The organism is Streptomyces wedmorensis, from assembly GCF_000716445.1.
Lineage (GTDB): Bacteria > Actinomycetota > Actinomycetes > Streptomycetales > Streptomycetaceae > Streptomyces > Streptomyces wedmorensis.
In genome coordinates, this window is the sequence record NZ_JNWK01000005.1 from 42,896 (window position 1) to 63,545 (window position 20,650).

Here is a 20,650-nt window from a genome sequence, read left to right on the forward strand (position 1 = left end):
GCCCCCTTGTCGGGTCGGACGCGTCGGGAGCGCCCTGGTCGCGGATACGGACCCCGTACGGTGTCCATTCTCCGGGGCCGCCGGAACGGCTGCATCTCGGCGCCGTTGGGCGTCCGTCAGGAGGACGCGCGGACGACGAGTTCGGTGGGGAGCATCCGGCGGGGCTGGTCGTCGGGGTCGCTGGGGTCGGCGATCTCCTGGAGGAGTACGCGGGCCATGGCGCGGCCCATCTCCTCGATGGGCTGGCGGACGCTGGTCAGGGGCGGGTCCATGTGCCGGGCGACGGCGGAGTCGTCGACGCCGACGAGGGCGACGTCCTCGGGGACGCGGCGGCCCGCCTCGCGCAGGACGCCCCGCGCGCCGGCGGCCATCACGTCGGAGGCGGCGAAGACGGCGTCCACATCGGGCCTGCGGTCCAGGAGTTGCCGCATGGCGCGGCGTCCGCCCTCCTCGGTGAAGTCGCCGGTGGCGACGAGGTCCGTGTCGGGGGTGAGCCCCGCCTCGGCCAGGCCCTCGCGGTAGCCGTCGAGCCGGCAGCGGGCCACGTACATGTCGAGCGGTCCGGTGATGGTGGCGATGGAGCGCCGGCCGCGGGCGGCGAGGTGGGCGACGGCGGTCCGGCCCGCGCCGGTGTTGTCGGAGTCGACGAAGGCGACGCGCTCGTCCTCGGTCCGGCGCCCGTTGAGGACGGCGGGCAGGCCGAGTGCCCTGACCTGGTCGGGCAGCGGGTCGGCGCCGTGCACGGAGACGAGGAGGACGCCGTCGACGCGCTGCGCGGCGAGGTACTGCTCGAAGCGCTGCCGCTCCTGTTCGCTGCGGATCAGGGTGAGCAGCAACTGCTTGTCGGCGTCGGCGAGTTCGCTGCTGACACCGCGGATGATGTCGAGGAAGTACGGCTCCGCGAACAGCCGGGCCTCGGTCTCGGGGATGACGAGGGCGACGGCGTCGGTCCGGCTGCCGGCGAGTGCGCGGGCGGCCCGGTTGGGGACGTAGCCGAGTTCGGCGACGGCCCGCTCGACGGCGGCCTTGGCCTGTTCGCTCACCTTGGGAGAGCCGTTGATGACCCGGGAGACCGTTCCGCGGCCGACGCCGGCCCTGGCCGCGACCTCCTCGAGGGTGGGCCTGCCGGTCTGCCGTCCGCTCGCCGCCATGTGCCGCTTCTCCCCTCGGGCCGCCGCCCCGCCTGCGTTTCACGCGAACCTATCAGGCGGGACGGCGTACTCCGGGGGCGTGTGCGGCGGGGCCGCGGACCCGCCTCAGGCGCCGGTCGGCGCGAGCTCGGCCATGGCGCCCCAGCCCTGCTGCGGCACCTCGACGTTGATGATCTCGGGGGTGGTGGCGATGGCTCCGGCCATGGCGGCGAGGCCGGCCGTGAAGTGCGCGGAGGCGACGTGGGCGGCGCCGGCCTCGGCGTCGGCGAAGGCCTCCAGGAGGACGAAGACGTTCGGGTCGTCGACGCTGCGGGACCAGTCGAAGAAGAGGTTGCCGGGCTCCTCGCGGGTGGCGCGGGTGAAGTCGGCGACCAGGTCGAGCCAGCGGTCGGCGTGATCGGGGCGGGCGGTGAATCGCACGGCGATGAAGATCATGCGTCCACTCTGCGACCGCCCGCCGGTCGGTGCGCCCCCGACCGGTCAGAATTCCGGCAGGGCCGGAAAGTCGGGGACGGCCCGCACGAGCGCGACCCTGAGGTCGCCCTGCCGGCGGGCGAAGTCGGCGGTGGGCAGGGAGACCGACAGCGCGTGCACGATCCCGTCGCCGCGTTCCGGCAGCGCCACGGCGAGACAGGTGTACGCCGGGTCCGCCTCCCCCACCGACACGGCGAAGCCCTGGTCGCGGACCCGGGCGGCCTCCGCCTCGAAGCGTTCGGCGCTGGTGATCGTCCGCTCGGTGAAGCGGGCCATGCCGTGCTCCGCCAGGTAGCGGCGGCGCAGCGGCCGCGGCAGTGCGGCGAGCAGCGCCTTGCCGTGGGCGGTGGCGTGCGCCCGGTCCTCGGGGCCCGGCACGAAGGGGTGGGCCGCGTCGGTCACCGGCGCGGTGGTGTCGACGACCGTGATCCGCCCGTCGCGGTAGGCCGTGTGGTACGCCTCCGCTCCCGTGGCGCGCCGCAGCCGGCCGAGCAGCTCGCCGGTCCCCGCGCCGAGGCCGTGATGCCGCTGGTGGGAGCGGTGGAGGGCCGGGACCCGGGGCCCGGGCGCGTACCCCTCGGCGGTGCGCACGAGGTAGCCGCGCGCGAGCAGCGGCCCGGTCAGGTGGTAGACGGTCGACAGCGCGCACCCCAGCCGTCGCGCCAGCGCCTTCGCCGCCACGGGCCGGTCCGCGTCCGCCACCGCGTCGAGGACGGCGAGGGCCCGGTCGACGGACTGGGGCCCGGGGCTGGAGCTCGGCGTGACGGACATCGCTCCAGCTTAGGCGGAAGGCCTCTGCGGGTTCGCGAAACGGACGGGATGCCGTCGGGGCGGTGAAGGATGACCTCACGGAGGCGACTTCACGGGGGCGCTTCACGGGGCGCTTCACGGGGGCGCTTCACGGGGGCGACTTCACGGAGGCGGCCGGAACCGTACGGCGGGGGCACGGCGCGGAGGACGCCGAACGGTCACGACGACCTCGCGGCGATGCTCGCGGAGGGCCCTTCGGGCACGTTCCGTCGCCGTTTCGGTGCGCTTCGTATCACCGCAGGTCAAAAGGTCCTTATGTGCATAAGACACTCTTTCGGCGTACCGTCGTGTGGATCCCCCATCCTCGACGCCACGGGAGAGCGTGTGCCCCGCTCCAGGACCGACCATGCCCCGACGCCCCGCCAGGGGCGCAGTCCGCGCCTCCGGACGGCCGCGATCGCGACGGGCGTGGTCGCCGTCGCCGCGGGCGGCCTGTACGTGGCGGGGCTCGTGGCCGCCGGGGACGACATATCGGCCGGCACCCGGGTCGGCGGCATCGACATCGGCGGGATGAGCCGCGCGGAGGCGCGGGCCAGGCTGGCGGCCGAGGCCCCCGCCTCGTGGACCGCGCCGATACCCGTCCAGGTCGGCGACCGCTCGACCACCGTCGCCCCCGCCGAGGCGGGACTGACCGTGGACGTGGCGAAGACCGCCGACCTGGCCGCCGACCCGGCCCGCGACCCGATCACCGTGATCGGCCGGCTCTTCTCCTCCGGCGAGCGGGAGATCCGTCCGGTGCTCGCGTACGACGAGGGCAAGGCGAAGGCCGCCGTGGCCGGACTCGCCAAGGAGAACGACCGCGCGGTCCGCGAGGGATCCGTCGCCTTCCGCGACGGCAAGGCCGTGGCGACCCAGCCGGTCACGGGCCAGAAGCTGGACGCCGGCCGTGCCGTGGAGACCCTGCGGGCGGCCTACCCCGCCGCGTCGGGCGCCTCCGCGGTGCGCCTCCCCGTCGCCGTGACCGAGCCGAAACTGCCCGCCGCCGAGGTGTCGCGCTTCCTCGACGCGTACGCGAAGCCCGCCGTGTCCGGTCCTGTGACCCTCACCACGGGGAGCGAGCCGCTCCGCATCTCCCCCGCCACGCTCGGCGACCACCTCACCGTGAAGAACGAGGACGGGCGGCTCACGGCCGACCTCGACCCCGAGGCGCTGCTGCGCGACCCCGACGTGGCGCGACCGGTCTCCGCGCTCACCGGCGCGCCGGTGGAGGCTTCCCTCGGCGTGCGGGACGGCAGGGTCGTGGTCGAGTCGGAGGGCCGTCCGGGCCACGAGGTGACCGCGAAGGCGCTCGGCGACGCCGTGCGCCCGCTGCTCACGAAGACCGGCGCGGCGGCCCGTACGGCTCCGGTGGCCACGACGGTCACCCAGCCCCGGCTGACCGCCGGCTCGCTGGCCCGCCTCGGGATCACCGAGCAGATGTCGACGTTCACGGTGGACTTCCCCACCGCCCCGTACCGGACGACGAACATCGGCCGGGCGGCGGAGCTCATCAACGGCTCGCTCGTGCAGCCCGGCGAGGTCTGGAGCTTCAACAGGACCGTCGGTGAGCGCACTCCGGACAACGGCTTCGTCGACGGCACGATGATCCTCGACGGCCAGTACCGGTCGGCCCCCGGCGGCGGTGTGTCGGCCATGGCCACGACCGTGTTCAACGCCATGTTCTTCGCCGGCGTGAAGCCCGTCGAGTACGGCGCCCACTCCTTCTACATCGAGCGCTACCCGGCCGGCCGCGAGGCCACCGTCGCCTGGGGCAGCCTGGACCTGAAGTTCCGCAACGACACCGGCAAGCCGATCTACATCAAGGCGTCCGCGACGGACTCCTCGGTGACCGTGAGCTTCCTCGGGACGAAGAAGTACGACTCCGTGGAGGCGGTCGAGGGACCCCGCACCGACCTCACGAAGCCCACGAAGCGCGAGGGCACCGGCGAGGCCTGCGTGCCGCAGCCGCCCCTCGAAGGGTTCGACATCTCGGTGGACCGGGTCTTCAAGAACGGCGGCGCCGAGGTGAAGCGGGAGACCTTCAAGACCCACTACACCCCGCGCGACGAGGTCACCTGCGAGACGACCGCGGACTGACGGCCCGGGGACGCCCGGGTCACGCGCGGGTGACACCGCGACGGGGACGCCGTCCGGGCGGGACCCGCGCCGCCGGAAGGGTGTCTTCCCGTACGGCCGGGGCATCACTTCGGAGCGGCCCGTCAGCCCCTTCCGACGGACCCGCCCCGTGCGACCCGTCGGAGGCAGCCTTGGCACAGCGCAGCGACCCCTTCGAGCGGATCCTCGACGACGCCGTGTGCGCGGGCGTCACCCCCGGCGCGGCCTGGGCCGTGGGCGACGCCCGCACCACCCTGTCGTCCGGGGCGGCGGGGCTGCTCGACCCGGCGCGCCCCGGTGAACCGGTGCGCGCCGACACCCTCTTCGACGTCGCCAGCCTGACGAAGATCCTCGCGGTGTGGGCCGTCACCGGCGCCCTCGTCGACGCCGGGAAACTGGATCTGACCGCTCCGCTCGGCTCGTACTGGCCGGAGGCGGCAGGGCGGCCGCTGTCCGGAGCGACCGCGCACGACCTGCTCACGCACACCGCGGGCCTCCCGCTCCGCGCCAACCTCCGCCATCTGTACGGCTCCGATCCGCAGGACGTCCGGGACGGCGTCCTCGCCGAACCGCTGCGGCACCGGCCGGGCGAGGCCGTCGCGTACACCGACCGGGCCGCGCTGATCCTCGGCTACCTCGCCGAGCACCTCACACGGCAGCCCCTCCCCCGGCTCGCCGGGGAACGCGTCTGGGACCCCCTCGCCATGACGGAGACCCGGTACGGGCCGCTGGACGCCGCGACACGGGAGCGGTGCGCGCCCACCGAGTACGACGAGGAGAGCGGCACCCGTCTGAGGGGCACCGTCCACGACTTCTCGGCCCGGCTCCTCGGCGGCGCCTGCGGGATCGCCGGGGTCTTCACCACCACCGCCGACATCGGCCGGTTCCTGCGCCATCTGCTCGCCCCGGTGCCCGGCGTCTTCTCCGCGGACTGGACGGCGGCCTCGCTCCGCGTCCGCACCGGCCCGCTCGTCCCGCCGCGCGGACTGTTCTGGCATCCGGCGCCGGGCACGGAGCCGCCGGACGACGTCTGGGCGCACTTCGGCTTCACCGGCACGGCCCTGTGGGTCTCGCCGACGCGCGGCCGCTGGGCCGTCCTGCTCACCAACCGGCTCTACTTCACCCGCGACCCCGGCCCGCTGGCCCGGGTCCGGGACGTCTTCCGGGCCCTCGCCTTTCCGTGACGGCTCCTTCCCCGAGGAAATCGGGTGCTCCCTCGTACGGGCTCTGCCACGCTGCACACCAGCCGGACGATCTTCGCCGGGTTCGACGCGTACGGAGTGCGGATTCATGGGTTTCACGCTGGAAGGGCCGGTTCTGGAAGGCGCGTTCGTGCGTCTGGAGCCGCTGGGGCACCACCACGCCACCGGCCTCGCCGACGCGGCCGAGGAGGAACGGGACTCGTACGGCTTCACCTGGGTGCCGCGCCGGGAGGAGGTCCCGGCGTACGTCGACACGCAGCTGGGCCGCGCCGCGGACGGCAGGCTCGCCCCCTACGTCCAGGTGGACGCGGCGACCGGCCGGATCGTCGGCGCCACCTCCTTCTGGGAGCCGCGCCCCTGGCCGTCCGGGGAGGGACTCTGCGCGATCGAGGTCGGCTTCACCTGGCTCGCGGCCTCCGCCCAGGGCACCGGCATCAACACCGAGGCCAAGTACCTGCTGTTCCGCCACGCCTTCGAGACCTGGGGCGTGGCCCGCGTCGACCTCAAGACCGACTCTCGCAACTCCCGCTCCCGGGCCGCCATCGAGAGCGTCGGCGCCACCTTCGAGGGCGTCCTGCGCAACTCCGCCCGCTCCTGGGCCCCCGGCGAGGACGGCCGCCTCCGCGACTCCGCCGTCTTCTCGATCATCACCGAGGAATGGCCCGCCCGCCGCGCCGCCCTGGAACACCGCCTCGCCGCCCTCCACGAACGCCGCACGGCCGCGACCGCCCCCGGCCGGGCCTGACCGTCCGCGTGCCGGGTGCCGGGCGAGGCGGGCTCACGCGTCGCCCGGCGCCGGACAGGCCCTGGGTCGGACACCCTTAGCGGCGCCGTCCAGCCCAAGAACCGGACGGGCAGGGCAGGGGCGATGTGGCGGGGGTGCGGAGGGCGGGGGTGGGATCGGGGAGGGCGGCGAGGCCTTCCAGGCACTCCTCGATCCGGGTGGGCAGCCGGTGTTCGCGCGCGAGCTCCAGGCAGGTCTCCCAGGTGTCGCGGGCGGCGGCCCACTCGCCGAAGTGGTGGTGGGTCCGGGCGGTGATGACGAGGCAGTCGGCCGTACCGCCGAGGTCGTTCATGCGGTGCCGGATGTCGAGTGCCTCGGCGAGGGCGGTGAACGCCTCGTCGCGGCGCCCGAGGACGCGCAGGTTGTCCGCCTGGTTCGTCAGGGCGGTGGCCAGGAAGACCCCCTGGCCGGCGCCCCGCAGGAGGTCGACGACCCGCCGGTAGTCGGCGGCCGCCAGGTCGGGTTCGCCGCGCAGGTGGCGGATGTCCGCGATCCGGCTGAGGAGCAGCGCCTCCCCGCGGCTGTTCCCCAGGCTGTGGTGGAGGTCGCGGGAGACCTCGGCGTGGACGAGCGCCTCCTCGGCGTCGCCGATCTGGATGTACAGCGCCGACAGGTTGCCGAGGATGGAGGCCCGGGCCGCCGTGTCGCCGCGCGCGGTGAAGAGCTCCAGGGCGATGCGGAGGTGCTCCAGGCAGGCCTCGTTGCGGAAGGCCATGCCGTGGGCGACGGCCATCCGCCGGTGCAGCCAGGCCTGGCCGAGCGTGTCGTCGTGGGCACGGGCGATGTCCATCGCCTGGGCGAGGCAGGTGTCCCACTCCCCCGTCCACCAGTGCGTGCCGGCGTAGCCGAAGAGCCCCACGGCCAGTCGCCACGCCATGTCGGAGCGGCCGAGCTCCCCGGCCCGTTCGAGGGCGTCGCGGACGGCCGGGAGTTCCTTGGCGGACCAGCGGATCGCCTCGTCGTCGTCGGCGAACGCGGGCAGCGACAGGGACGTTCCGGCCTCGGGGTCGAGCGGCGGCGGGGACTGCGTCTCCCGGGTGGCGGTGCGCGTCGCCTCCGACAGGGCCGCGACGTACCAGGTGACGATCCGCAGGGCCGCCGCGGTGTGCCGCTCCTCCGGGTCCTCCTCGTCGCCCCGCTGCGCCGCGTACTCGCCGAGGAGGTCGTGGAGCACGTACCGGTCGGGTTCGGGGTTGAGGACGAGGTGGGCGTCGGCCAGTACGTCGAGGACGGCGGCGGCCCGGGCCTCGGTGAGGTCGAGCAGGGCCGCGGCGGACTGCGGGGTGACCGGGTGCGCCGACCACACCCGGCCCAGGGTCCGGAAGGCGCGGGCGGCCTCGCGTTCCAGGGGACGGTGGCTGTCGCGCATGGCCACGTAGCTCATGGCGAAGGTCCGCTGGACGTCGAAGGTGCCCATCGAGAGGGTCTCCAGGCGGCCCTGGTGGGGCGTCAGCCGGCGGGCGAGGAGTGCGAGGGGCCAGTGGGGCCGGGAGGCCAGCCGGCCGCCGACGATGTGCAGGGCGAGCGGCAGGCCTCCGCAGGCGGCCAGGATGTCGGCGAGGGCCTCGGGCTCGCTCCGTACGCGGTCGGCTCCGGCGAGCCTGGCGAGCAGCGCGTGCTGGTCGGCCGGGGACAGCGGTGCCAGCGGGACGCCGGCGGATCCCGGCAGGTCGGCCAGGAGCTGCCGGCTGGTGATCAGGGCGGCGCTCCGTCCGCCCGCCGGGAGGAGGGGCGCCACGTGGGCGGCGTCGCGCGCGTTGTCGAGGACCAGGAGGACGCGGCGCTCGGCGAGGGCCGCCTGGAGCAGCAGGGCCCGGTCGTCGGTGTCGTCGGGCAGCGCCTCGTGGTGCACGCCCAGGTCGGACAGGAAGCGGGCGAGCAGTTCGTGGGCCGTGCGCGCGCCGTGGGAGCAGTACCCGCGCAGGTCGGCGTAGAGCGCTCCGTCCGGGAACTCCTCGCGGAGCCCGTACGCGACGTGGACGGCGAGCGCGGTCTTGCCCACGCCGCCCATCCCGGAGATCACCACGGGTCTGATCCCGCACCTCCCGGGCGCCCCGTGGTCCGTGGCGTCCTCGGCGAGCAGGGAGCGTACGAGTGCCACCTCGGCCTCCCGGCCGGTGAACGCGTCGCCCTCGTAGGGCAGCTGGAAGGGGGGCCGGGGCGCGGCGGCGGCCGGGGAGGGAGCGGGGGCCGGGCGGGGCGCGGGCTCGCCCGCGAGGAGCTCGCGGTGGGCCTGCTGGACGGTGGCGCCGGGTTCGGTGCCGAGCTCGTCGACCAGGCTGCGGCGCAGGCGCTGGAAGGCGGAGAAGGCCTCCGCCTGGCGGCCGGAGCGGTGCAGGGCCCGTATGAGCAGCGCGTGGAACTCCTCGCGCAGGGGGTGCTCGGCGGCCAGGGTGGCGAGCGGTCCGACGGCTTCGTCGTGCCGGCCGAGGTGGAGCTCGGCGTCGAAGTTCCATTCCAGGGCCTGGAGGCGCGCCTCCGCGAGCCGGTGGATCCGGAGGGCGGCCGCCTCGGTCTCGGAGAAGGGGGCGAGGTCGGCCAGGGGTGTGCCGCGCCACAGCGGCAGGGCGAGCGCGGTCTGCCGCAGGACCTCCTCCCAGTCCTCGCGGCGGTGTGCCTCGCGCACGGCTCCGACCCGCTCCTCGAAGACGTCGGCGTCCAGTTCGCCGTCGTGGACGAGCAGCCGGTAGCCGGGGGCCACGGTCCGCAGGCGCTCCTCGGTGCCGCCGTCGGCGGCGGAGAGGACCCTGCGGAGCCGGGTGAGGTGGTTGGCGAGGGCGGCGTCGGCGCTGGCGGGCACGGACGCGCCCCAGAGGGCCTCCTTGAGGGCGTCCCTGGAGACGGTGCGGTTCGCCTGGAGTAACAGGGCGGCGAGCAGGACGCGGACCTTCGGACCGCTCACCGGTCGTGGCTCCGTCCCGTCGTGGACGACGAGCGGTCCCAGCAGCCCGAACTTCACCACCACCATGCCCCCGCATCAGGTAGGCGGGCCGCCTGCGAGCGGCGGATCCCGACGGCCCCATCGTACGGTTCGGCACCCCTTGATTGATCAAACCGGCCGGGGGTTACCATATGAGCGCCGCCTAGCTCGAAAGATAATCTTGTGACTGTCAATGACGACTCGTTCACCAGTTGGAAGAACCGCGAGGAGATCGCGGAGTCGATGATCCCGATCATCGGGAAGCTGCACCGGGAGCAGGACGTCACCGTCCTGGTCCACAGCCGCTCCCTGGTGAACAAGTCGGTGGTCAGCATCTTGAAGACCCACCGCTTCGCCCGGCAGATCGACGGCGAGGAGCTCTCGGTCACCGAGACGCTCCCGTTCCTCCAGACGCTCACGACCCTCGACCTCGGCCCGTGCCAGATCGACATCGGCGTGCTGGCCGCTGACTACAAGACCGACGACCGCGGGCTCTCCGTGGCCGAGTTCACCGCCGAGGCCGTCGCCGGCGCCACGGGCGAGAACAAGATCGAGCGCCGTGACGGACGCGACGTCGTCCTCTACGGCTTCGGCCGCATCGGCCGCCTCGTCGCCCGCCTCCTCATCGAGAAGGCCGGCTCCGGCAACGGTCTGCGCCTGCGCGCGATCGTCGTGCGCGGCGGCGGCGACCAGGACCTCGTGAAGCGCGCCTCGCTGCTGCGCCGCGACTCCATCCACGGCCAGTTCCAGGGCACGATCACGGTCGACGAGGCGAACAGCACCATCGTCGCCAACGGCAACACGATCAAGGTGATCTACGCCAACGACCCCTCCGAGGTCGACTACACGGCGTACGGCATCGAGAACGCCATCCTCATCGACAACACCGGCAAGTGGCGGGACCGCGAGGGCCTCTCCAAGCACCTGCGCCCCGGCATCGACAAGGTCGTCCTCACCGCGCCCGGCAAGGGCGACGTGCCGAACATCGTGCACGGCGTGAACCACGACACGATCAAGCCGGACGAGCAGGTCATCTCCTGCGCGTCCTGCACCACCAACGCGATCGTCCCGCCGCTGAAGGCCATGGACGACGAGTACGGCGTGCTGCGCGGCCACGTGGAGACGGTCCACTCGTTCACGAACGACCAGAACCTGCTGGACAACTACCACAAGGCCGACCGTCGCGGCCGTTCCGCGCCGCTCAACATGGTGATCACCGAGACCGGTGCCGCCTCGGCCGTCGCGAAGGCCCTGCCGGACCTCAAGGCCCCGATCACCGGCAGCTCGATCCGCGTCCCCGTCCCGGACGTCTCGATCGCGATCCTGAGCCTGCGCCTGGGCCGCGAGACCACCCGCGAAGAGGTCCTCGAGTACCTCCGCGACGTCTCGCTGCACTCGCCGCTGAAGCGCCAGATCGACTTCACCACGGCTCCCGACGCCGTCTCACGACAACGAGTTCGGCTACTCGTGCCAGGTCATCCGGGTCGTCCAGCACGTCTCCGGCGTGGAGTACCCGACCTTCCCGGTCCCGGCGGTCTGATCCCCGCCCCACGGCACCCCAGCACGGCGGCGCGCCGCACCCCCCGTCCCAGGGGGGTGCGGGCCAGCTGCTGCGGTTCGCGGCCCTGGAGGTGCGCTGCTGCGCCTTCGCCGTCGCGCTGGTCGCGGGCATCGCCGCCTCCACCCTGCTGCCCGCACTGCCCGTCGCCCGCTACGACCTGCTCCTCCTCTACGGGATCGGGCTCACCGTGCTGGCGTGGCGACTCGGCTGGGACACCGGCCGGGACATCGCCGTGATCGCCGGCTGCCACGCCATCGGCCTGCTCTTCGAGCTGGTCAAGGTACGGATGGGCTCGTGGAGCTACCCGGAGGACGCCCTGACCAAGTTCGGCGGCGTCCCCCTGTACGGCGGGTTCCTCTACGCCGCCCTCGGCAGCTACGTCTGCCGGGCCTGGCGCCTGTTCGACCTGCGGCTCACCGGCTACCGGCCGCGGGTGACGGCGGTCCTCGCCGGCGCCGTGTACGTGAACTTCTTCAGCCACCACTGGCTGCCCGACGCCCGATGGGTCCTCGCCGCCCTGCTGCTCGCCGCGACGGCCGGCACCTGGGTGCGGTTCCGGGTGGGCGCGGACGACCTCCGGATGCCGCTGGCCCTGTCCTTCGTCCTGATCGGCTTCTTCCTGTGGGTCGCGGAGAACGCGGCCACCTACGTCGGCGCGTGGAGCTACCCCGACCAACTCGACGGCTGGCAGCCGGTGTCCCCCGCGAAGTTCGGCGCGTGGGCCCTCCTCATCACGGTCACCTTCGTCCTGACGGCACACCGGGCGAGAAATCTCTTCCCCGCGGACCCGGTGCGCGAATAGGCAATTCCGCACACCGAGGCGTTCGTGCACCGGGGCGGGTGACGTGCTACAGTCGACAGCAGTTGCAGTTGTGGTTCCCAAAGAACTTATGAGTGCCTTCGACGGTGTATACATCGTCAGGCACTTTATGTGTTTTCGGTGCAGTTTTCCGACGGGGCAATCATCACGGCGACGCCGGGAGCCACACGGTGTGGTTTCCCGGGTTACGCCCCGAAGGAGATTTGACATGGCTACTGGCACCGTGAAGTGGTTCAACAGCGAAAAGGGCTTCGGCTTCATCGAGCAGGAGGGTGGCGGCCCGGACGTGTTCGCCCACTACTCCAACATCGCCACCTCCGGCTTCCGTGAGCTCCAGGAAGGCCAGAAGGTGACCTTCGACGTCACGCAGGGCCAGAAGGGCCCGCAGGCGGAGAACATCCTCCCCGCCTGACGTTGACACGTCCGACGCAGCCGGGGCCCTCACCGTCGTGGTGAGGGCCTCGGCTCGTTGTCTTTTCCGGCATTCTCACGGACCGGACGCCGCTTTCCCCACGTCGGCGTGGCCGGATCCGTACGCAATTGGCGTTCGGTACGTTCTGGTAATTCACGGGCCATGGCCCGTCGCGAATTTCCTCGAAGCGCACCGTTTCGAGGAAGGTCCCCCATGAACAGCACCCCCCGTACGGACCGGGCACGCCGCGGTCCCGCGCCGAAGGACGAATTCACGGCGCCGTCGACCGTCACCCCGGCGCTCCCCGGCGCCACCGCCTTCACCGACCTCGGCCTGCCGGCCGCGGTCCTGGACGTGCTGGCCCGCGAGGGCGTCACGACGCCGTTCCCGATCCAGGCCGCGACCCTGCCCGACGCCCTCGCGGGCCGCGACGTGCTCGGGCGCGGGCGGACCGGCTCCGGCAAGACGCTCGCGTTCGGCCTGCCGCTGCTGACGCGCACGGCCGGGCGCCGGGCGGAGGCCCGCAAGCCGCTGGCCCTCGTCCTGGTCCCCACCCGCGAGCTGGCCCAGCAGGTCACGGACGCGCTCGACCCGTACGCCCGCGCCCTGAAGCTCCGCATGGCCACCGTCGTCGGCGGCATGTCGATCGGCCGGCAGGCCACCGCGCTGCGCGACGGCGCCGAGGTCCTGGTCGCCACGCCCGGGCGACTGATGGACCTGGTGGAGCGCAAGGACTGCCGCCTGGAGCGGGTCACCGTCACCGTCCTGGACGAGGCCGACCAGATGGCCGACATGGGGTTCATGCCCCAGGTCACCGAGATCCTCGACCGGGTGGGTGCCGACGGCCAGCGGATGCTGTTCTCGGCCACGCTCGACCGCAACGTCGACCTCGTCGTGGAGCGCTACCTCACGGACCCGGTCGTCCACTCCGTCGACCCGTCGGCCGCCACCGTCTCCACCATGGAGCACCACGTGCTGCACGTGCACGGCGCCGACAAGTTCGCCACGGCCACGGAGATCGCCGCCCGCGACGGGCGCGTGATCATGTTCCTGCACACCAAGGCCGCCGTCGACCGCTTCGCCCGCCACCTGCTCGGCAGCGGCGTACGGGCGGCGGCGCTGCACGGGGACAAGTCGCAGCCGCTGCGGACCCGCACCCTGGCGCGCTTCAAGAGCGGCGAGGTGCCCGTCCTGGTCGCCACCAACGTCGCGGCGCGCGGCATCCACGTCGACGAGCTCGACCTCGTCGTCAACGTCGATCCGCCCGCCGACCACAAGGACTACCTCCACCGCGGCGGCCGCACCGCGCGCGCCGGCGAGTCCGGCCTCGTCGTCACCCTGGTCACCCCGGAACAACGCCGGGACGTGGCCCGCCTCATGGCGGACGCGGGGATCCGTCCGCAGGTCACCCAGGTCCGCTCGGGCGAGGCCGAGCTGAGCCGCATCACCGGCGCCCGCACCCCCTCGGGCGTGCCCGTCGACGGCGCCGCGCCGACCCAGGAGGGCCCCAAGCGCGGCGGCGCGGCCTTCCGCGGCATCGGCACCGTGCCCGGGCGCCCGGGCCGCGCCAAGAACGAGTCCCGTCGCGCCGCCGAGGCCCGCAAGACCGCCGAGGCCCGCCAGGCCGCCCGCATCCGCCGCGGCGGCTGACCCCTCACGGCGTCGCCCCGCTCCGGCGGGCCGGCGCCGACCCCCAAGACCCTTGCCCGAGGCTCCCGTTGCCGTGGCGGCGTGTCGATCTTCGACACGATTCCGCCACGGTGCAGAGCCTTGCCAGCCATGAGGGGCACCCTTATCGTCGCCGACAGAAAGCGCTTTCTCCATCAGGGAGGCGCACGCGAGAAGGAAGGCGAGGATGAGACGACCAGTCGCACTGCGACTCCACGCGGCGCTGGCGACGATGGCCCTGGCGGCCGTGACCGGCGTGGTGCTGACGATGCCCGAGGCGTCGGCGGCGACCGGCGGCGTCACCGGTTACGCGACCCAGAACGGCGGCACCACGGGCGGCGCGGGCGGCACGACCGTCCGGGCCACCACGGGAACCGCGATCCACGCGGCCCTCTGCGGCCGGGCCAGCAGCAGCACGCCGATCACCATCGAGGTGGAAGGGACGATCAACCACGCGAACACGGCCAAGGTGTCGGGCGACAGCTGCAACACCGCCGCCGGCGTGATCGAACTCAAGCAGATCAGCAACGTCACCCTCGTCGGGGTCGGCAGCGGCGCCGTCTTCGACCAGCTGGGCATCCACCTGCGCGACGCGAGCAACATCATCATCCAGAACGTCACCGTCCGGAACGTCAAGAAGTCGGGCTCGCCCACGTCCAACGGCGGCGACGCCATCGGCATGGAGAGCACCGTCCGCAACGTCTGGGTCGACCACACCACCCTCGAGGCGTCGGGCGGCGAGTCCGAGGGCTTCGACGGCCTCTTCGACATGAAGGACAACACCCAGTACGTGACCCTGTCCTACAGCATTCTGCGTAATTCAGGCCGCGGAGGCCTCGTCGGTTCCAGTGAGACCGACCTGTCGAACAGCTTCGTCACCTACCACCACAACCTGTACCAGAACATCGACTCCCGCGCCCCCCTGCTGCGCGGCGGCGTCGCGCACATGTACAACAACCACTACCTGAGCCTCAACGAGTCCGGCATCAACTCGCGGGCGGGCGCCCGCGCCAGGGTGGACGACAACTACTTCGAGGACTCCAAGGACGTCCTCGGCACCTTCTACACCGACGCCGCCGGGTACTGGCAGGTCAGCGGCAACATCTACGACAACGTCAGCTGGTCGAGCCGCGGCACCGAGAACAACCCGGCCGGCCCCGACCCGCAGTCCAACACCACCGTCACCATCCCGTACGCCTTCAGCCCGGACGCGGCGAGCTGCGTGCCGGGCGTCGTGAGCCGTACGGCGGGCGCGGGCAGGGGCCTCCTCGTGTCGGACGGCTCCTGCTCGCCGCAGACCCCCTCACCGACGCCGACCCCCACGCCCACCCCGACACCCACACCCACACCCACACCCACGACGCCCACCACCCCGCCCTCCACGACCCCGCCCGGCGGGACCAACCTCAGCATCGGCGCCGGGTCCGACGGCTCGAGCAAGGCCGACGGCACGAGCTACGGCAACGTGCGGGACGGCAGCCTGAGCACCTACTGGTCACCGGCCGGCACGACCGGCTCCGTCTCGATCAAGTGGGCCTCCCCCACCGCCGTGTCCACCGTCGTCATCAAGGAGGCCTCGGGCGCCGCGGGCCGCATCGGCTCCTGGCGCGTCCTCAACGCCGACACCGGCGCCGTCCTGACCTCGGGCAGCGGAGCCGGGGTCATCACCTTCGCCCGTACCGCACTGAGCAAGGTCACCTTCGAGATCACCGGCTCGACCGGCACGCCCCAGGTGGCCGAGTTCGAGACCTACGCCTGACCGCCGCACGAAGAACGGCCCCCCCGGCCCGGATTTTTCCCCGCCCCCCCGCGGCGCCCCGCCGAGCCGTTCGCGCGCCTCCGGGTCGGCGACCAGCGCCTCGCGCAGAGCGCTCGCGGAGACGCCGGGAACCTCGATCTCCACGGCGTCGGTCTCCGGTGACGTCCGGGGCAGGCAGCGGAAGGTGAGCACGGCCTCCTGCTCGTACCGCTTGGCGATGACTCCGGCGATGTGGTGGAGCCCGTCGCGGCCCACCCCGTCCACGTCGAACTCTCGTGAGCGCTCGTACGTGGCCTGCCGCAGCTCGCCGGACCAGAAGACGCCGTCCAGGAGCTCCGAGGGACCGGGCCGGGCGCCGTGCGCGCGGATGATCCCGCGCACCTCGTGGCGGAACCGCGTCAGACGGGTGTCGAGCCGGGGATCGTCCGGGTCCGTGATGATCGCGGTGTTGTCGGTGGCGAAGATCTCCGCCGTCGGGCAGTCCTGCGCCTCGGAGTGCGCGTACGTGCTCTGCGCACCCGCGATCGACAGCATCAGGGCGGCCACGGTGGTGCTCAGGAGGCGGAGGCGCCGCCGGGCGATGACATGGTTCATGGCGTGGTCAACGATCCGGGGCGGCGACCGTTGCGCGGCGCGCGCTCAGGGGTGGAGGTGCCCGAGTCCGTGGACCAGGAGGCCGAGGCCGAAGGCGAACTCCTCGTCCACGGGGACCGAGGTGAGGGTCCGGGCGGCTTGGAGGAGCGCGGGGTACGCGGCCGGGTCCAGTCCTCCGTAGAAGGCGGCGAGCCGGGGTCCGTCGTCGGGGGCGGCGGCGGGGCCGTGCTGCTGGGCGGTGAAGCCGATGACGTAGTGCGTGACGGCGGTGAAGGCCCGGGCCGCGAGGTCCACCGGGAGGCCGTGCGCGAGGAGGGCGCTCAGGACGCGCTCGCGCTGGGCGAGTCCGTGGGGGCCGACGGGCACCTGGGCGATGAGGAGCGGCAGGGTGTGGGGGTGGGCGCGCAGGGCGTCGTGGAAGCGGTGCGCGGTGACCGTGAGCACCTCCCGCCAGTCGCCGCGTTCGGCGAGGTCGTCGAGGACGGCCTCGCCGAGGACGCGGTCGACGACGTACGCGAGGATCTCGTCCTTGCCCTCGAAGTGGCGGTAGAGGGTGGCGGTGCCCGAGTTCAGCGCCTCGGCGAGCAGGCGCAGCGAGAACGCCTGCGTGCCGTGCTCGTCGACCAGGCGCAGGGCGGTGTCGACGATGTGCGCGGTGTCGAGCGAGGGGCGGCCGCGCCGGCGCTCCCCGGCGGGAGCCGGGGCGGGGCGTGCGGCCCACCAGGCGGGGCTGCCGGGGGGTGGTGCGGTGGCGGCCATGGGTGGGCTCTCTCTCGCTGCGCGGGGGGCACCGTGAGCCGTGCGCGGCTACCGGCTGCCGTCGGTGGTGCGCTGGCCACCGTACCCGCCGGCGTCGTGCGGCCCGAAGGGGGCGGGGATCCTGACGTCGCCGGTCCGGCCCACCGGGGCGACGGTGCCGACGTGGCCGTCGGGGCGGACGATCAGGACGGTGTCCTCGGTGATGCCGTACGGGGTGAGCAGGGCCGCTTCGGCGGGTGTTCGGGCCGTGGTGCGGGTGAGGACGGTGTGGCGGCGCAGTGGGACGCCGGCGGTGGGCCACGGGAGGCGGTCCAGGGCGGCCGCGGCGCGGGCGCCGAAGGCGAGGGCGGTGAAGTGGGGGCCGCGATACAGGTCGAAGAGGGTGCGCGCGGTGGGGGTGGGGTGGGGCAGGGGCGCGTCGGGGGCGCGGTCGCCGGGGCGGAGGGTGGCGGTGCGGGGCGCGTCGGTCGGGGCGAGGGGGCCGCCGAAGTAGCTGATGGTGAGCTGGTGTTCGTCCTGGCCGCGGGTGAGCTTGCCGGGCCGGGTGCGGCGGAGGCCTTCGTACAGTTCGGTGGAGCGGCCGAGGACCTGGGCGGCGACGGGGCGCCGCTCGCCCTCGTAGCTGTCGAGGAGGGTGTCGTCGGCGCCTGCGAGGACCTGGTGGAGTTTCCAGCCGAGGTTGTGGGCGTCCTGGACGCCGGTGTTGAGGCCCTGGGCACCGGCGGGGGTGTGGACGTGGGCGGCGTCGCCGCACAGCAGGAGCCTGCGGTCGCGGTAGCGCTCGGCGAGGCGGATGTTGGGCCGGAACACCGAGGACCAGCTGATGTCGCGCAGGGTGAGGGAGCGGCCGACCCGGCGGCGGAAGAGGGCGGCGAGGGCCGAGTCGGTGAGGTCGCGGGCGTGGACGGCTTCGCCCGGTCGGACCTTGATCATGACCTGGAAGCGGTCGCCGCCGGGCAGGGGGCAGGCCGCGACGGAGCGTCCCCCGGCGCGCGGCCAGATGTGCCAGTGGTCGCGGGAGAGTCCGTCGACGGCGGCGTCGACGAGGAGCATCCGGTCGGCTTCGTCGGTGGTGCCCTCGAAGGCGATGCCGGCGGCCTTCCGCACGGTGCTCGAACCGCCGTCGGCGCCGACGACGTACCGGGCGGTGAGCCGTCGCCCGTCGTCCAGGCGTACCGCGCAGCCGTCGTCGTCCTGGGTGATCGCGACGGCCCGTGCGCCGAAGTCGACGCGCACGCCCTGCTGTTCGACGGCGGTGTGGAGGAGGGCGGCGGTGGCGTACTGAGGGAGCAGGAGGATGTCGCCGTACGGGGTGCCGGCGCCGTCCGGGGCGGCGGCGTGCATGCGCCAGGTCTTGGTGCAGGGGCCGAGGTGCAGTCCCATCGGGGGGTAGTCGCCGCCTGCCGCGAGGGCGGCCGCGGCCAGGCCGAGGTCGTCGAGGACTTCGAGGGTGCGCGGCTGGACGCCCTTGGCGCGCGAGCCTTCGAAGGTCCCCTGGCCGCGTTCCAGGAGCCGTACCGCGAGGCCGCGCCGGGCCAGGTCGAGGGTGAGGGCGAGCCCGACGGGTCCGGCGCCGACGACGATCACGTCGTTGTCGGCCTTCGTGGTGGCTGCCTGGTCCATGCCGCTCCCCTCGTCGGTTCCCGCTCGGGGGAACGCGCACTTTATTTACGGATACAGCGTAACCGAAATAAAGCACCGAAGGGCATGGCGACTTCTCGCCAACCCGGGACACCCATCGGGCGCGAGGTGGAAAGTGGGACGGATCGCCCGCGGGCCGGTGGACGCCCGCACGAAAGGAGCGTGCCCGTGCTGTCCGATCTCCTCGACCGGCTCCTGCGACGCGGTGCCACGACCGGCCCGGGCGGGACGGCACCCGTCCTGTCCCCGGAGGACCTGGTTCTCGACGCGGACTTCTCCTCCGCCGACCAGTGGGTCGCCGGACGCTCGTGGGCCTATCCCGGCGGCGGTCCGACCAACCACGGGGACAACAAGCTGGACCACCTGGTGGAGGATCCCGCGTACAGCCGCACGGGCGTCTTCCGGGCGACCCGGCGTCCGGACGGCGACTGGGACGCCGGACTCCTCACGACGGAGGGCAGCCGGGAGGCGTTCCTGGTGCGCGCCGGCGACGTCCTCGTGGCGCGGGTGCGCCTGCCGGTGGAGACCGGGGCCTGGCCGGCGATCTGGACCTGGCTCGACGGCGGCCAGGAGGTCGACGTCTTCGAGTACCACCCGGACAACCCGGATCTGCTGGAGCTCTCCAACCGGGTCAAGGGGCGCTACCACTACTTCCGGGACCCGGCCGTCCGGCCGGGCGCCTGGGTCGACCTGCGGGTCGAACTCGGCGCCCGTTCGGTCGTCTGGTGGGTCAACGGCGTGCGGGTCTTCGACGACCGCCGGGGGGTGGGGCGGGCCTGGCAGGCCCATCTGATCGTGAACCTGTCGGTGTGCGCGGGCCGTTACCACCCGGCGCCCGAACCGGGGACGTCGGAGATGTCGTACGAGGTGGCGGAGCTGCGCGTGTACCGGACGCCGTCCGGCCGGGCGCGGACCGTTCCGGCGCAGCCCGGGCGCACGCCCTGAGCCGGGCGCCGGGCGCCGGCGCCCGGGACCGGGTCAGCCGAGGTCCGTGCCCGCCGTGACGAGGACGATCTTGCCGGTGGTGCGGTCCGTCTCGCCGAGGGCATGGGCCTTGGCGGCGTCGGCGAGGGGGAAGACGGCCTCGACGTGGGCCCGCAGGGCGCCGGACTCCGCGAGGGCGGCGACGGCGTTCATGCCGGCGTGGTCGGCCTCGACGAGGAGGGTCTCGACGCGGACGCCGCGGGCCGCGGCCTTCGCCGGCTCGTCGGGGTCGGTGCCGGGGAGGAGGGAGACGAGCGTGCCGCCGGGGCGGAGGACGTCGAGGGAGCGCACGCGGGTGTCGCCGGAGAGGGGGTCGAGGACCATGTCCACGTCCCGGACGGTCCGGGCGAAGTCGGTGGTGCGGTAGTCGATCACCTCGTCCGCGCCGAGAGAGCGCACGAAGTCGTGCTTGGGGGCGCTGGCGGTGCCGATGACGTACGCGCCGCGCTCCTTGGCGATCTGCACGGCGAGGTGGCCGACGCCGCCGGCGGCCGCGTGGATCAGGACGCGCTGCCCGGGCTCGACGCGGGCGGTGTCGACGATCGCCTGGTAGGCGGTGAGCGCGGCGAGCGGAAGGGCGCCGGCCTGGACGTGGTCGATGCCGGCCGGCTTGTGGGCGAAGGCGCGGGCGGGGCCGGTCACGTACTCGGCGTGGGAGCCGACGCCGTACGGGTACGGCAGCATCCCGAAGACCTCGTCGCCCGGCTTGAAGACGGTGACGCCGTAGCCGACGGCCTCGACGACGCCGGAGACGTCCCAGCCGAGGACCAGCGGGAAGCGGTCGCCGAGGAAGAGGCCGGCGGAGCGGTGCTTCCAGTCGGTCGGGTTGACGCCGGCCGCGCGGACGGCGACGAGGATCTGGTTCAGGCCCGGCTCGGGCCGCGGCAGCACGGTCTCCCGGAGCACGTCGGGGGCTCCGTGGACGTCCTGGCTGATGGCGCGCATGGTGCGGTGATTCGTCATGCACACCAGCCTCGCCGGGGGCCGGACCGCGTACCATGGCATGAATGCCATCTT

Annotated in this window: 15 protein-coding genes and 1 pseudogene; 9 read left to right on the forward strand and 7 right to left on the reverse strand. The window is 73.4% G+C overall.

The features are described 5' to 3' along the window. Positions 1-116: 116 nt before the first annotated feature. From OO54_RS04725 to OO54_RS04735, 3 genes are all read right to left on the reverse strand, one after another. On the reverse strand, positions 117-1,151 hold the full coding sequence (locus OO54_RS04725; protein ID WP_033201595.1) for a LacI family DNA-binding transcriptional regulator: 1,035 nt from the start codon (positions 1,149-1,151) through the stop codon (positions 117-119). Positions 1,152-1,256: 105 nt separating this feature from the next. Beyond that, positions 1,257-1,586, reverse strand: a complete 330-nt coding sequence (locus OO54_RS04730) for a putative quinol monooxygenase (protein WP_017242279.1) — start codon at positions 1,584-1,586, stop codon at positions 1,257-1,259. A 45-nt stretch (positions 1,587-1,631) separates the two neighbouring features. Next, positions 1,632-2,396 carry an IclR family transcriptional regulator gene (locus OO54_RS04735; protein WP_033201596.1) on the reverse strand — a complete coding sequence of 255 codons (765 nt, stop codon included), beginning with the start codon at positions 2,394-2,396 and terminating at the stop codon, positions 1,632-1,634. 363 nt (positions 2,397-2,759) lie between these two features. Between OO54_RS04735 and OO54_RS04740 the strand changes: the two genes are divergently transcribed. From OO54_RS04740 to OO54_RS04750, 3 genes are all read left to right on the forward strand, one after another. Next, positions 2,760-4,511: a VanW family protein gene (locus tag OO54_RS04740; RefSeq protein ID WP_078905042.1), complete on the forward strand. Its 1,752-nt coding sequence runs from the start codon at positions 2,760-2,762 to the stop codon at positions 4,509-4,511. A 170-nt stretch (positions 4,512-4,681) separates the two neighbouring features. Continuing rightward, on the forward strand, positions 4,682-5,713 hold the full coding sequence (locus OO54_RS04745) for a serine hydrolase domain-containing protein (RefSeq protein ID WP_033201597.1): 1,032 nt from the start codon (positions 4,682-4,684) through the stop codon (positions 5,711-5,713). A 106-nt stretch (positions 5,714-5,819) separates the two neighbouring features. Beyond that, positions 5,820-6,476 carry a GNAT family N-acetyltransferase gene (locus OO54_RS04750; RefSeq protein ID WP_033201598.1) on the forward strand — a complete coding sequence of 219 codons (657 nt, stop codon included), beginning with the start codon at positions 5,820-5,822 and terminating at the stop codon, positions 6,474-6,476. A 76-nt stretch (positions 6,477-6,552) separates the two neighbouring features. Here the strand turns inward: OO54_RS04750 and OO54_RS04755 are convergent, their stop codons facing one another. Then, positions 6,553-9,483, reverse strand: coding sequence for an AfsR/SARP family transcriptional regulator (locus tag OO54_RS04755; RefSeq protein ID WP_033201599.1), 2,931 nt, complete (start codon positions 9,481-9,483; stop codon positions 6,553-6,555). 135 nt (positions 9,484-9,618) lie between these two features. On the opposite strand from OO54_RS04755, the pseudogene OO54_RS41370 reads away from it, so the two are divergent. The 5 genes and pseudogenes from OO54_RS41370 to OO54_RS04780 all read left to right on the forward strand — a co-directional run bounded on the left by OO54_RS41370 (position 9,619) and on the right by OO54_RS04780 (position 15,655). Further along, positions 9,619-10,975 (forward strand): annotated as a pseudogene (locus OO54_RS41370) (glyceraldehyde-3-phosphate dehydrogenase). 67 nt (positions 10,976-11,042) lie between these two features. After that, positions 11,043-11,798 (forward strand): DUF817 domain-containing protein, encoded by a 756-nt coding sequence (locus OO54_RS04765; protein ID WP_051786709.1) that lies wholly within the window; start codon positions 11,043-11,045, stop codon positions 11,796-11,798. Between the two features lie 226 nt (positions 11,799-12,024). Next, the gene (locus OO54_RS04770; protein ID WP_033201600.1) at positions 12,025-12,228 is read left to right on the forward strand and encodes a cold-shock protein; all 204 of its coding nucleotides are present in this window, start codon (positions 12,025-12,027) and stop codon (positions 12,226-12,228) included. A 213-nt stretch (positions 12,229-12,441) separates the two neighbouring features. Further along, positions 12,442-13,878 carry a DEAD/DEAH box helicase gene (locus OO54_RS04775; RefSeq protein ID WP_033201601.1) on the forward strand — a complete coding sequence of 479 codons (1,437 nt, stop codon included), beginning with the start codon at positions 12,442-12,444 and terminating at the stop codon, positions 13,876-13,878. 205 nt (positions 13,879-14,083) lie between these two features. Beyond that, positions 14,084-15,655, forward strand: coding sequence for a pectate lyase family protein (locus OO54_RS04780; protein ID WP_033201602.1), 1,572 nt, complete (start codon positions 14,084-14,086; stop codon positions 15,653-15,655). A gap of 639 nt (positions 15,656-16,294) precedes the next feature. Here the strand turns inward: OO54_RS04780 and OO54_RS04785 are convergent. Both OO54_RS04785 and OO54_RS04790 read right to left on the reverse strand, forming a co-directional pair. After that, entirely contained in the window at positions 16,295-17,008 is a 714-nt protein-coding gene (locus OO54_RS04785) for a TetR/AcrR family transcriptional regulator (protein WP_078905043.1), read from the reverse strand. A 48-nt stretch (positions 17,009-17,056) separates the two neighbouring features. Beyond that, complete coding sequence (locus tag OO54_RS04790) at positions 17,057-18,631, reverse strand: FAD-dependent monooxygenase (protein ID WP_033201603.1); 1,575 nt, start codon at positions 18,629-18,631, stop codon at positions 17,057-17,059. Positions 18,632-18,904: 273 nt separating this feature from the next. Here OO54_RS04790 and OO54_RS04795 point away from each other — a divergent pair, with 273 nt between their 5' ends. Further along, the gene (locus OO54_RS04795) at positions 18,905-19,594 is read left to right on the forward strand and encodes a LamG domain-containing protein (RefSeq protein ID WP_200146801.1); all 690 of its coding nucleotides are present in this window, start codon (positions 18,905-18,907) and stop codon (positions 19,592-19,594) included. Positions 19,595-19,627: 33 nt separating this feature from the next. Here OO54_RS04795 and OO54_RS04800 read toward each other — a convergent pair whose 3' ends face one another. Beyond that, positions 19,628-20,596: an NADP-dependent oxidoreductase gene (locus OO54_RS04800; RefSeq protein WP_234439651.1), complete on the reverse strand. Its 969-nt coding sequence runs from the start codon at positions 20,594-20,596 to the stop codon at positions 19,628-19,630. Between the last annotated feature and the right edge of the window lie 54 nt (positions 20,597-20,650).